The sequence below is a fragment of the Janthinobacterium sp. 75 genome (assembly GCF_004365495.1).
GTDB lineage: Bacteria > Pseudomonadota > Gammaproteobacteria > Burkholderiales > Burkholderiaceae_D > Janthinobacterium.
Map to the genome: position 1 here is coordinate 4,130,540 of NZ_SORD01000001.1, position 12,708 is coordinate 4,143,247.

General features: G+C 63.6%; 12 protein-coding genes and 1 pseudogene. 4 read left to right on the forward strand and 9 right to left on the reverse strand.

Going from position 1 to position 12,708, the window contains the following annotated elements:
* Positions 1 to 8: 8 nt before the first annotated feature.
* The 3 genes and pseudogenes from C8C89_RS18845 to C8C89_RS27395 form a co-directional block, all read left to right on the forward strand.
* Entirely contained in the window at positions 9 to 1,124 is a 1,116-nt protein-coding gene (locus C8C89_RS18845) for a mechanosensitive ion channel domain-containing protein (RefSeq protein ID WP_101481126.1), read from the forward strand.
* A gap of 73 nt (positions 1,125 to 1,197) precedes the next feature.
* Complete coding sequence (locus C8C89_RS18850) at positions 1,198 to 2,493, forward strand: cation:proton antiporter (RefSeq protein ID WP_133991734.1); 1,296 nt, start codon at positions 1,198 to 1,200, stop codon at positions 2,491 to 2,493.
* Between the two features lie 230 nt (positions 2,494 to 2,723).
* Positions 2,724 to 3,719 (forward strand): annotated as a pseudogene (locus C8C89_RS27395) (serine hydrolase domain-containing protein); the annotation flags it as partial.
* A gap of 84 nt (positions 3,720 to 3,803) precedes the next feature.
* On the opposite strand, the gene C8C89_RS18860 reads toward C8C89_RS27395, so the two are convergent.
* Positions 3,804 to 4,187 carry a DUF1232 domain-containing protein gene (locus C8C89_RS18860; protein ID WP_101481123.1) on the reverse strand — a complete coding sequence of 128 codons (384 nt, stop codon included), beginning with the start codon at positions 4,185 to 4,187 and terminating at the stop codon, positions 3,804 to 3,806.
* Between the two features lie 92 nt (positions 4,188 to 4,279).
* Between C8C89_RS18860 and C8C89_RS18865 the strand changes: the two genes are divergently transcribed.
* The gene (locus C8C89_RS18865) at positions 4,280 to 5,377 is read left to right on the forward strand and encodes a DNA topoisomerase IB (protein WP_133991738.1); all 1,098 of its coding nucleotides are present in this window, start codon (positions 4,280 to 4,282) and stop codon (positions 5,375 to 5,377) included.
* On the opposite strand, the gene C8C89_RS18870 is transcribed toward C8C89_RS18865, so the two are convergent.
* The 8 genes from C8C89_RS18870 to C8C89_RS18905 form a co-directional block, all read right to left on the reverse strand.
* Complete coding sequence (locus tag C8C89_RS18870; RefSeq protein ID WP_133991741.1) at positions 5,337 to 5,561, reverse strand: hypothetical protein; 225 nt, start codon at positions 5,559 to 5,561, stop codon at positions 5,337 to 5,339. The two genes, C8C89_RS18865 and C8C89_RS18870, sit on opposite strands and share 41 nt — an antisense overlap.
* 375 nt (positions 5,562 to 5,936) lie before the next feature.
* Positions 5,937 to 6,752 carry a ferritin-like domain-containing protein gene (locus C8C89_RS18875; RefSeq protein WP_133991743.1) on the reverse strand — a complete coding sequence of 272 codons (816 nt, stop codon included), beginning with the start codon at positions 6,750 to 6,752 and terminating at the stop codon, positions 5,937 to 5,939.
* 43 nt (positions 6,753 to 6,795) lie between these two features.
* Entirely contained in the window at positions 6,796 to 7,716 is a 921-nt protein-coding gene (gene dsdC, locus C8C89_RS18880; RefSeq protein ID WP_208327727.1) for a DNA-binding transcriptional regulator DsdC, read from the reverse strand.
* The gene (locus C8C89_RS18885) at positions 7,716 to 9,047 is read right to left on the reverse strand and encodes a D-serine ammonia-lyase (protein WP_133991745.1); all 1,332 of its coding nucleotides are present in this window, start codon (positions 9,045 to 9,047) and stop codon (positions 7,716 to 7,718) included. Before C8C89_RS18885 ends, dsdC begins: the two co-directional genes overlap by 1 nt.
* 121 nt (positions 9,048 to 9,168) lie before the next feature.
* On the reverse strand, positions 9,169 to 9,558 hold the full coding sequence (locus tag C8C89_RS18890) for a hypothetical protein (RefSeq protein ID WP_133991748.1): 390 nt from the start codon (positions 9,556 to 9,558) through the stop codon (positions 9,169 to 9,171).
* A gap of 52 nt (positions 9,559 to 9,610) precedes the next feature.
* Positions 9,611 to 9,832 (reverse strand): hypothetical protein, encoded by a 222-nt coding sequence (locus tag C8C89_RS18895; RefSeq protein WP_133991750.1) that lies wholly within the window; start codon positions 9,830 to 9,832, stop codon positions 9,611 to 9,613.
* A gap of 227 nt (positions 9,833 to 10,059) precedes the next feature.
* On the reverse strand, positions 10,060 to 12,147 hold the full coding sequence (locus C8C89_RS18900; protein WP_133991752.1) for a TonB-dependent receptor: 2,088 nt from the start codon (positions 12,145 to 12,147) through the stop codon (positions 10,060 to 10,062).
* A gap of 89 nt (positions 12,148 to 12,236) precedes the next feature.
* Entirely contained in the window at positions 12,237 to 12,635 is a 399-nt protein-coding gene (locus C8C89_RS18905; protein ID WP_133991755.1) for a DUF2946 domain-containing protein, read from the reverse strand.
* Positions 12,636 to 12,708: the final 73 nt, after the last annotated feature.

Below are 12,708 nucleotides of genomic sequence, written 5' to 3' on the forward strand. Positions count from 1 at the left end.
TTTCGCCTATGGATCTCAGCACGTTCCACTCGCTGATGGGAGGCCCGCTGCGCTCGGCGCTGACCGTGCTCGTTTCCGCCCTGCTCGTCACCCTGGTCGCCATCGTCGTGCACCGGGCCGGCATCGGCTTGCTGAAAAAACTGGCCAATGGCCACCCGTTCACCAGCAACGTCGCGCGCGTGGCCTTCCGCGCCAGCCAGCTGTGCATGATCGTCTTCGGCCTGCGCATGGTGCTGGCCGGCGCGCCCGACGACACGCCGGGCCTGGTCGCCATGTCGCATCTCACCAGCGTGGCGCTGATCATCGCGCTGACCTGGCTGGCCATGCAATGCATCGAGTCGCTTTCCATCACGATTTCCCAGATCAATCCCGTCGACGCGGCCGACAACCTGCGCGCGCGGCGCCGGATCACCCAGGCGCGCGTGCTGACGCGCAGCGCACACGCCATCGTCGTCATACTGGGCCTGTCCTTCGTACTGCTGACCCTGCCGGGCGCGCGGCAGATTGGCGCCAGCCTGCTCGCTTCGGCCGGCGTGGCGGGCCTGGTGGCCGGTATCGCCGCCCGCCCCGTGCTCGGTAATTTCATTGCAGGGCTGCAAATTGCGTTCTCTCAACCCATCCGCATCGACGACGTGCTGATCGTCAATGGCGAATGGGGCACGGTCGAGGAAATCAAGGGTACGTATGTGGTCGTGCGCGTGTGGGATGAACGGCGTTTGATCGTGCCGCTGCAGTGGTTCATCGAAAATCCGTTCGAAAACTGGACGCATACCTCCTCGGACATCCTGGGCACGGTGTTTCTGTGGCTCGATTTCAGCATCCCGATCAAGCCGCTGCGCGCGGAACTGACGCGCATCTGCGAGTCCGCCACACAATGGGATGGCCGGGTCTGCACGGTGCAGGCGACGGATTCGAACGAGCGGGCCGTGCGCGTACGCTTTCTGATCAGCGCGAAAGATTCGGGCACGGCCTTCGAACTGCGTTGCATCGTGCGCGAGCAGATGCTGGCATTTATTACGGCCAATTACCCGCACGGCCTGCCCCGCCTGCGCTCCACGCACGACCCCATCGAAGTGCGCGAGATGCAGGCGCAGAACGACAGCGTGTCGCTGTACAAGGCTTAGGACCAGGCTAAAAACCAGGCTTGAAAAAACCTGCGGCGCGCTGCCCTGGCCCACGCGCCGCTACAATGGCCGCATGAGCACCACCGCCTGGTTCATCCTGATCGGCTGCCTGATGCTGGCGCGTGGCCTGGGCGCCGACCGCATCGCGCGCCTGCCCTTGACTTCGGCCATGGCTTACCTGGGCGTGGGCCTGCTGCTGGGACCCATGTTTCTCGGCCTGTTTGCGTTCGACCTGCTGCAGCAGGCCCCGCTGCTGGAAACCCTGACGGAAATCGCCGTCCTCATCTCGCTGTTTTCCGCCGGCGTCAAGATGCCCGTCCCCTTCAGCCTGGCACGCTGGCTGCCGTCGCTGCGCCTGGCCTGGCTATCGATGGCCGTCTCCGTAGCGCTGGTGGCGGCCTTTGCGTGCCTGGTGCTGGGCCTGCCCCTGGGTGCGGGCGTGCTGCTGGGCGCCATCCTCGCGCCCACCGATCCCGTGCTGGCTACCGACGTGCAGCTGCGCCATGCGGGCGACAGCGAGCAATTGCGCTTCATGCTGACCAGCGAAGCGGGCATGAACGATGGCAGCGGCTTTCCTTTCGTCATGCTGGGCCTGGGCTTGCTGGGCCTGCATGAGCTGGGGCCGCATGGCGCCACCTGGCTGTGGCGCGATTTATTCTGGGCCAGCGGGGCCGCCATCGCCCTGGGCGCGGCCGGCGGCGCGCTGCTGGCCTGGCTGGGCTGGCAGGTGCGCGCCAAGGAACCGAAACACGCGATGCTGGACGACCTGGCCGCCCTGGGCCTGATCGCCCTCGTGTATGGCGTGGCCACGTGGCTGCACGCCTGGGGCTTCCTGGCCGTATTCTTTGCCGGCGTGGCCCTGCGCCAGACGGAACTGCGGCTGGCCGGCGCGCCGAAGGACAGGCAAGGCTTGCTGCAAGCGGAGGAAACCCACGCGGTGTCCGCCACCAAGCCGCACGACAGCGAGGTGCCGCTGACCGTCAGCGGCGAATCGCTCGTCTTCAAGGAACACCTGGAACGCCTGTCCGAACTGACCCTGGTGCTGTTGCTGGGCGGTACTGTCACGGCGGCCGCCTGGAGCTGGCAGGCGTGGAGCGTGGCACTGTTCCTGCTGCTGGTAGCGCGCCCGGCCAGCGTGATGCTCGGTTTGCTGGCTTCGGGCACCAGCATGCGCCTGCGGGGCCTGGCCGCCTGGTTCGGCGTGCGCGGCATCGGCTCGCTGTACTACCTCAGCTATGCCATCGCGCATGGCTTGCCGCGCACCCTGGCGCGCGAACTGGCCGACATCACCGTCGTCGTCGTCATCCTCTCCATCGTCGCGCACGGCCTGACCGTCAAACCCTTGCTGGAACGCTACTGGCGCAAATAACTGGTGCAAATAAGCACTGGTCAGCCCCCTTTGTCATTGCTGCAAAGCAATGTTTTGTCAATTGCCCCTATGACGGGCGGAAATATTGTTAAGATAATTAAAAACGGCAAAAGAGAGAATCAATGAAACGAAGAAGCGTGCTGGGACTGGGTGTCTCACTGGCCCTGCTGCAAACGGGCTGCGCCACCGATCCGGCCAGGCTGGCGTGGGAAACAGAATTTGACGGCTTCATGCGCGACGGGCTGGCCCGCACGGAAACGCCGGGCATGAGCGTGGCCGTGGTGCGCGGAGAGCAAACCATTTTCGCGCGCGGTTATGGATGGGCCGACATCCAGGCCGGCAAGAAGGCCGATGCCAACACGGTGTTCCATGTCGCCTCCGTCAGCAAGCTCGTCACGGCCACGGCCGTCATGATGCTGATGGAACAGGGCGTCTTCCAGCTCGACGACAAGGTGGCCGCCTATCTGGACTTCCCGCTCATGCATCCGAAGTTTCCCGACGTGCCCATCACCTTTCGCCATTTGCTCAGCCACACGTCAGGCATTTCCGATGCCGTGTACGAAAAGACGACGGCGTTTGCCGTGCAGGGCGATCCGCGATTACCACTGCGCGACTTCGTCAAGGGCTATCTGTCGCGCGGCGGCGCCTGGTATGACGCGGATGTATCGTTTGCCGCCCGGCCCGGCACGGAATGGCGCTACAGCAATGTGGCCATCGCCCTGCTCGGCTATCTGGTGGGCCGCTTGAACCCCGACGGTCTTGATGCCTACACGCACGAGCACCTGTTCGAGCCACTGGGCATGGACAGCACGGCCTGGAATCTGGCCGGCTTGCCGCGGCGCGCCATCGTTGCCCAGCCGTATGCGCACAAGGAGCCGGGCCTGCAAGTGCTGCCGCCCGTCGGCTATCCGGACTGGCCGGCCGGCCTGCTGCGCAGCTCGGCGCATGATTTTGCCCGCTTCCTGGCCATTTTCAGCAATGGCGGCCGGGTCGATGGCCACCGCTACCTGCAAGATGCCACCCTGCAATTATTTTTTGCCCCGCAAACGGCTGCCGTCGTGCCTGCCGATTCGTCCGTGCGCCAGGCCCTGGTGTGGCTGCTGCGCGATGTCGACGGCAAGGCGCTGGCCACGCACAGTGGCGGCGACCCGGGCGCCGCGTCCGTCGTCTGCGTCGACCGCGCCAGCAAGACCGCCGTGCTGGCCTTCGCCAACGTCGGCGCCGACAAGGAGTTTCGTTCGTTCCAGAAAGAAGTCGTGCTGCGCCTGCTGGCGCATGGCGGCAGCAGGCGCGCGTGCTGTCAAGAAAGGCTAGGCGCCGAACCAGCCGCGCAGTTTCTCGGCGGCGCGTTCCTTGACGTCGGCCGTGATATAGGTGGCGACCGTGGCAACGGCCGCCGCCAGCACGGCCAGGTCATCCGCATAACCGATCACGGGCGTGATGTCGGGAATCGCATCAATGGGGGAAATGAAGTAGCCGAGCGCGCCGTAAATGGCCGTCTTGGCCCATAGCGGGGTGTTCGGCTGCTGCGCCGCGTAGTATAGCCACAGGGCTTTCTCGATGACTTCGCGCCCTGCCGTCTTGGCGAACTTGACGACCTTGTCCCAGAAGCTGTCTTCCGTGTATTTCTTTTCATACTGTTTGTCGGCCTGGGGGGCGTGGTCTTCTTCCAGATTCTTTTTTCTGCCAAACATCTGCTGCTCCTGTCTGCCGCGCACGGCGTTACGAATGCGCACCTTAGCATAACGGCGCGCCGGACGGGCGGTGTGCAAGGTAAGCTATCGTCATGGAAATATCTGCTACCACTACGGCCCGCGCCGCCGGCCTGCGCTACACGGGCGACCATCAAAGCGGCATCATCCGCCTGGGCAAGCCCGGCAAGTTCCGCTACCGCGACGGCGAAGGCCAGCTCCTGCGCGATGCCGCCACCTTGACGCGCATCAAGGCACTGGCCATCCCACCGGCCTGGACGGACGTGTGGATCTGCGCGCGTGCGAACGGCCACCTGCAGGCGACGGGGCGCGATGCGCGGGGCCGCAAGCAATACCGCTACCATGCGCGCTGGCGCGCGGTGCGCGACGAGGCCAAGTACGAGCGCATGCTCAGCTTTGGCGGCGCCCTGCCCGTCATCCGCGCCGCCGTCGCGCGCGGCATGCAGCTGCCTGGCTTACCCCGTGAAAAAGTACTGGCCACCATCGTGCACTTGCTGGAATTGACGATGATGCGCATCGGCAACGAAGAATATGCGCGCACGAATAAATCGTTCGGCCTGACCACCCTGCGCACGCGCCACGTGCAGGTCGATGGCAGCGCCGTGGCATTTCACTTCAGGGGCAAGAGCGGCGTGCGCCACGATATCCGCCTGAGCGACCGCAAGCTGGCCAGGGTGCTGCAACGCATGCGCGAGCTGCCGGGGCAGGAACTGTTTCAATATGTCGATGAAAACGGCGAGCGCCACGGCATCGATTCGGGAGACGTCAACGATTACTTGCGCGAGGTGACGGGCGAGGATTACACGGCCAAGGATTTCCGCACCTGGTCCGGCACCGTGCTCGCCGCGCTGGCCCTGCAGGCGTTCGAGCAAGTCGATTCCCAGGCGCAGGCCAAGAAGAACATCGTGCAGGCAATCGAGTCGGTGGCAAAAAAACTGGGTAACACGCCGACAATCTGCCGCAAGTGCTATGTGCACCCGGCCGTGCTGGCGTCGTATCTGGATGGCAGTCTATTGGAAGGCATGCGCGTACGGGCGCGCCAGCAGTTGCAGGAAGACTTGCCGGCGCTGGCGCCGGAAGAAGCGGCCGTGCTGGCCTTGCTGCAGCAACGGCTGCAAGGGCCCGCTCAAGTCAAGCCTGGCGCCCAGGCTGGCAGTGTGCCGACAGCTTGAGGGCATCGCTGCTGCAGACCGGCAAGGCGCCGTGCCCCGCATCGCGCGCCACGGCGGCCGGTGTGGCATCGCTCGTCTGCGCATCGCCCGTATTCATCAACGTCGCCGCCAGGGTCGAGAAGGTGAACAGGCAGATCAGCAGGAAAGGCTTGTTCACGTGAATGGACTGGTCTGGCTTGTGCATCGCATACTCCATCGGATTGGTTTGGCTGTTGCAGCTTGAACACGATCATCGCGTGTTTCCACAAGGCATACAATCAGACAGTTTCGACAAGACGGGTAGGACAACGCTGACAGGCTCAACAATTGCAGTTCATGGTTAAGGTATCATCCTGCGCAAATGTCCAGGCGAGCGCGGCCAGTCACGGAGCGCGCCAGGCATTTCATTGCAAAGCAAGCCTTGCGGAGGGATATGGTCGTAGTGCCACGGCCAGATCACGTCTTCCATCTGCCCTGGCAGCGTAGGATCGTCATCGGGAAACCGCCGCATGAGCCAGCCACGCCGGACCTGGTCAACGCGGGCGCGTTGATCCCACCCGACAGAATGTGGGTCGCTTAATCAGGTCGGCAAATCGGACAATTCCAGCTCCGAAAACCCGGCCCGGCGCCGCGCTTCCAGGTTGAACGGGCCGCGCAGGGTGGGCGCTTCATAGCGCAGGGCCAGTTCGGCATACGTGGCGCGCAACTCCAGGCCCCGCTGCTGGCACAGGTAGCCATACCAGCGGTTGCCGATTTCCACATGCCCCACTTCATCGCGCAGGATGATGTCGAGGATGGCGGCGGCGGCCATGTCGCCCGCCTGCGCCAGCTTGGCGCGCAGCGGTGGAATCGCGTCCAGGCCCCGCGCTTCCAGGGTGCGCGGCACCAGCGCCATGCGCGCCAGCACGTCGCCGCGCGTCTTGTCGACCATTTCCCAGAGGCTGTCGTGGCCGGGGAAATCGCCATACGTATGACCCAGCACCTGCAGATGCGCCTGCAGCATGGCGAAATGCGTGGCTTCTTCCTTGGCCACGCGCAGCCAGTCCGTGTAGTAGTCAAAGGGCAGGTCCGGGAAGCGCCACAGGGCGTCGAGTGCCAGGTTCATCGCATTGAATTCGATATGCGCGAGCGCATGCACGAGCATGGCGCGCCCTTCCGGCGTGATCATCGAACGCCGCCCCACCAGGCGCGGCGGCACCAATTCCGGGCGCTCGGGACGGCCCGGCACGGGGCCGGTGGGGGCCAAAGGTGATTGCGCATCGAGTGCCAGTGGCGCCTCGGCCATGGCCGCCACCATCGCCACCTTGGTTGCCGGGTCTGGTTCGAGCAGGCAAGCAAGCGCATACGTGCGCAATTCCTGTGGCGCGGTGAAGGTCAGTGGGGATGTTGCGTGCATGGTGTTTCCTTGGTGCGCTGATGCCGATAAGGGGCGCAGTGTATCAAATTGCCTGCCCCATCAGCCATTCCAGCAGCGCCTGCACTCTCGCCGGCAGTGTCCGCGCGGCATGCACGAGGTAATACGCCTGCGGACTGGCCAAGGTAAATCCGCCAAACGGCAAGACTAGCTGGCCGCTCGCTAGCCACGGCTGCACCAGCTGGCGCCGGCCCATGGCCACGCCCGCGTGGTGGATGGCCGCCTGCGCGCACAGGTCGGCGCGGTCGAAACGCAGGCTGCGCACGGGCAAGTTCACCTCTGGCGCCAGCGCGTCCAGCCACAGGCGCCACTCGGCATCGGGCGCGCAGGCGGGCCAGGCCAGGGTGTCGTGCAGCACCGTCGCGCCGGACAGCTGTCGCGGCGCGTCAAACAAGCCGTGCTCGCGCGCATACGCGGGACTGCACACGGGCGCCAGCCATTCCTCCATCAGCTTGCGCGATGCCAGGCCGGGAAAGTGGCCATCGCCATAGTGCAAGGCCAGGTCCACCTGGCCGGCGCGAAAGTCCACGCTATCATTTCCCACGCGCAAGTCAATCGACAAGTCCGGATACTGCGCAGCGAATCCTGCCAGGCGTGGCACCAGCCAGCATTGCGCCACCGAGGGGCGCGCATGCACGGTGATGCTGCCCGCCAGCGTATCGCCGCCGGCAATGGCCGCATGCAAGCCATCCCAGCCAATTTGCAGCGCGGCGAAGATGCGTTCGCCGTCTTGCGTCAGCTTGACTTGCCGCGTCAGTCGTTCGAACAGCCGCAGGCCCAGGCTGCTTTCCAGGCGGGCGATGCGGTGGCTGACTGCGCTGGGCGTGAGCGCCAGTTCCTGCGCGGCCAGCGCGAAGCTGGCGTGGCGCGCCGCCACCAGGAAGGTGTGCAGGTTGGCGAACTGGCTGGCCGTCAGCGCGGCCATGCGCGGCGCGCTGGCCGGCATCAAACCACTCCGGCCGCCAGCAGCGCGCGGCCGCGCGCCACATAGGCCACCATTTCCTCCTCCGGCACCATGCTGCCGCCCGTGCCCCAGACCAGGTGCGTGGCCGTTTCCAGGTGCTGCTGATATTGCGGCGCGGCCAGCACAGGTGCTATGCCCGCGAAACCGGCCACGGCGGACGGTTCCAAACGCAAGCCTTGCGTTTGCTCAAGCGTCGCCAGCAAACGGTACAGTTCTTCATCCGTGACGGTGGCGTAGCCGTCGATCAGCCGCTGCATGGCGCGCCCGACGAAGCCGGAAGGCCGGCCCACGGCCAAGCCATCGGCGGCCGTGAGGTTGTCGATGCCGATCTCCTGCACGCTGATGCCTTCATGCAAGCCCGTATGCACGCCCAGCAGCATGCACGGCGAGTGCGTCGGCTCGACGAAGACGCAGTGGACGAAATCGCCAAACGCCAGCTTCAAGCCGAAGGCCACGCCGCCGGGGCCGCCGCCCACGCCGCACGGCAAATACACGAACAGAGGGTGATCCGCATCCACCTTGACGCCGTTTGCGTCGAACTGGGCTTTCAGGCGCTGGCCCGCCACCGCGTAGCCGAGAAACAGATCGTGCGAATTTTCATCGTCGACGAAGTGGCAGGTCGGGTCGCTCTCCGCCTGCTTGCGCCCCGCTTCCACTGCCACGCTGTAGTCGGTCGCGTACTCGACGACGGTGACGCCATGGCTGCGCAATTTATCCTTTTTCCACTGGCGCGCGTCAGCCGACATGTGCACGGTGGCGCGAAAGCCCAGACGCGCGCTCATGATGCCGATCGACAAGCCCAGATTGCCCGTGGAACCGACGGCGATCGCGTACTGGCCGAAAAACGCCCGCACGGCGTCGCTGGCCAGCAGGCTGTAATCGTCGCCCTCCTTGAGCAAACCCGCGTCCAGCGCCAGCATTTCCGCGTGCTTCAGCACTTCATAGATGCCGCCACGCGCCTTGATGGAGCCGGAAATGGGCAAATGGCTATCCTGCTTGAGCCATAGCTGACCGCTCGTCATGCCTAACGCCAAACCCAGCGCCGCCTGCATGGCAGGCAGCGGCACGACGGGCGACTCGATGATGCCGCCGCTGGCCTGCGTTTCAGGAAAGGCCTTGGCCAGGTACGGCGCAAAGCGCGCCAGGCGCGCGCTGGCGTCCGCCACGTCAGCAGCCGTCAAGCCCACGTCGTTCAAGGCTTCGGCCGACGGCGCGATGCCGGGATTGAACCAGCTCAAGGGCTGCAAGGCCATCAGGTCTGTAATCAGGGGAAATTTTTCGCGCAGCGCGGCGATGGCGGAAGTGGGCAGCATGGCAACCTCGTGAAGGAACAAGCCATGATTAGACCGCATCCGGGCGCCGCTGGCAAAGGATGGTTGATCAGGCAATGGATGACGAGAGGTCATCTGTCATGCTGCTACAGAAAACACCATGCTATTCGCCAGGAGCAAGGGCCGTGGATTTTCTGCTGCTTAAGAACGATGCGATGAACACGGCTGGAAAACAGGCCAGCCAAAGATAGCATCCGGCACCGAATCCCAGCACCGTGTAGTAACCATTATCACTGGGAATTGTCTTGATGCCAAAGGTAGTCAGGGCCAGTGCAAAGCCAAAAAAGGCGGCCACCATTGCGGCACTGGGCTTCTCTTTCGAGAAGTACATGGCAAAAATAAGCAGCGGATTGGCAAACCAGGCAAAACTGCCGGTCAACGGCCCTAGCCAGCCGAGCAATAATACGCCCCCACCCAGCAAGACTTCGTGGGAGTCCACGATTGCCGTTAACAACAAGGATGCCACATACGCGACAACGGTCAGGGACAGCACGATGGCGGCGGCATCGTCGCCTAGCAGTTTGCGGGGAAAAATACCAATCCCCTTACGGAGTGAGCGGCATGGAGCCCACTTCATACCACACCCGCAGACCCCGCTCAACCAAGGTTATCGTCATCGAGCCCCTGGTTTCCGTGATGGTTTCGATGTTGACAGGACGGACACCCGTTTTCTGCAGCCATTCATTGGCCAACACCAGCGATCTGTCGATGCCATCGGAGAGAGGACTGCCTGAAGTCGACGAACGAAAATCTTTAAATGCGATCATGTACACCCTTTTTGCAAGTCAGCATCATCCACCGACAACGACGAGCCTCGCTATTGCACTCCTGTGTGGAAAATGCCGGAAACAGTAAGTTGTAAACAATAACAAATTACCGAAACGAAACATGCGCACATTGTCACGAACATCTGGCTGTCGCCGATACGAAAAGTCAGCGGGCGCCTTCCGCTCCCGGCATCGGCAGCAGGAAGACGCCCTTTCTGATGGCAACCTTAGAACTTGAGCTGCAGCCCCACATCAATCGACCGGCCCTCGGCCGGCAAGGCTTGCAGCGCCCCGCCATTCGCCTTCAAGCCCGACAAATACACGCCACCGAGCGGGTCCGCATACGTGCGATTGAACAGGTTGCTCACGCCCGCGCTCAGGCTAGCCATCTTGCTCAATGCCACGCTGCTGCGCAGGTTCACGAGGGCATAGCCGCCCGTTTCCGGTTCAAAGCGGCGGGCGTCGACCTTGTCCTTGCGGGCAACGATCTTCGTTTCGATGCGGCTGCTCCAGGCGCCCAGCTTGTGCTCGACGGCCAGCAAGGCGTTGAACGGCATCATGCGGTAGAGGTCGCCACCATCGCTGCGCTTGCCCCGCGTGTAAGCAGCATTGCCCGTCGCCATGAAGCGGCCCCAGCGTGCGCTGCTGGCCAGCGGCAGCTGCCATGCCACATTGGCGCCGTACAGCTTGGCGTCGTGGTTGGCAAAGCGCAGCAAATTGCCGTTCGCAACCATTTTCATATACGGGTGGAAAGACGCCAGCACATCGACATCGATGTAATTGTCGACCTTGCTGTAATAGGGGTTGACGCGCAGGAACCAGCCCTCCTCGCCGCCGCCATGCCAGTCGGCCGTGAAGGCTGCCGTGTAAGCCGTCTCGGGCTTGAGGTCGATATCACCCACGTAACCGTTGCCATCGCCAAACCAGTTGGTCATGGTCATCGCCATCGAACCGCGGCCCCACGAGTAGCGCTCGTACAGATTCGGCGAGCGCACCTTGCGCGCCAGCGCGAATGCATAGTTGCTGGCCGCGTCCGGTGTGAAGGTCGCTTGCGCCGAGGCATCAATATTCGTGTCGCGCTGGCTGCGGCTGCGCGCATTGAAGGCCCTGGCGGCCATCACGTCCGGCATGTTCATCATATTGGTCCCATACGATTGCACGTCGCCCGTGTCCATGCGCACGGATTCGCCGCGCAAGCCCAGCACGCTCGTCCAGCGCGCATCGTGGCGCGTTTCCAGTTCGCCGAACAGCACGGTGCGGTCGCGCTTGCCGTCGTTGATGTTCAGATAGGTGCGCGGCCCCATCATCATGGAACCGGGCACGGCCGGCCAGTAATCGTCAAGGCGAAAACCGTGCCACTCCTGCCCCAGGCGCAACTCGCCCGTACCCGTGGGCAGGCTGGCCATCAACGCATAGCCCGTGTTGCGCCCGTGCGTCAGCATCGGCATCGTGCCAGTGCGCTCGGGCGTAAAAAAGCCCATTTCATGGTCCGTCTGTTGCCAGTAGGCACGCGCATCAAGCACGCCCCAGCCGAATTCGCCCTTGTAAGCGAGATTGGCGAACTGGCCGTGGTTGTCCGTCATGTCCATATACTGGTTCGGAAAACCCTGATACGGGATGTGCTGCACGCCGGCGCGCAGGGTCAGTTGCTGGGCCTGGCCTTTTGCCGCCAGCACGATGGCCTGGTTGATGCTCTCGAACATGCTGCCCAGCACCTTGTTGCCATGACCATCGTCATAGCTGTGGCCGCGTGTATAGGCGCCGCTGTAGCCGACGCTCAGGCTGTCGCTGGCGGCCAAGGCATGCACGCTGGTCGCCACGCTATTGTTGACGCTGCGGCCCGACACGGCAAAGCTGCCTTGCGTCAACAACGGCGCGCCGGGCTGGGCGAACACGGGTACGTTCGATTGCACCTCGATGGTGCCGGCTATGCTGTCGCCGCCCGCGCTGACGGGCGTGACGCCGGCGATCAGGCGTATGCGCTGCACTTGTTGCGGATCAATGTAAGACAATGGCGCATTCATGTGATTGGCACAGGCCGACGTCAGTTCCATGCCGTCGATGCGAATCTTGATGCGGTCATCCGCAAAGCCATTGACCACTGGCAAGCCGGACACCCCGCCGCCTGCCGCCACGCTATAGCCAGGCGTACTGCTGAGCATCAGCGCCGTGTCGGCGACGGGCCGGTAGCCATCACCAATGGCCGTAACGATGACTTTCATCTCGGGCAGGACGGTGCTATCTGCTTCATTGCGGGATTGCGCCAAGGCAGGCATGGCGATGGCGAGGGAAATCAATAACGGTAAATGTTTCATGGTGCTGCTTTCAAATTCTGTATAGGTAAGTCGAACAGACGCAAGCGCACGACACGCGCGGCGCAAGGCTGTTCAGGGAAAGGGACAGATCAGAAAGCGGCGGGTGGGCCACGGGGCTGGACGGGCGTCCAGGCGAACAGCGGCGTGGCGGACTGGTAGAACAGCTCGGGCAGCAAGCCCGTGAGCAGTTCTCCGGAAGCGAGCACGAGAGAGGTGGGCGGAATCGATAAAGTGTCAGCATGCATGCTGCAGCAGGGGCAATCAGCCATGCGCATGCCCGATTTTTCAGGCGCCGATGGCAGCTCCGCGCTGTAGCGGATGGGCATGGCTTGCATGCCGCCCGCCACCGAGCAGATTTCCAGGCTGGGCACGGCCATGCCGCTGGCGACCGTCAGCGCGCGCGACACCGTAGGGGCGAGCGTGGCCAGGAAGATGGCGATACACGCGATCCACAGGACGATGCTAACCTTGCTTTTGCTGATGAACATGGCAACATTGTATCAGGGCAAGCACCCTGCGCACAGGGCGCAGGTCAAACCTGACTGACAACGCCTAACAAAA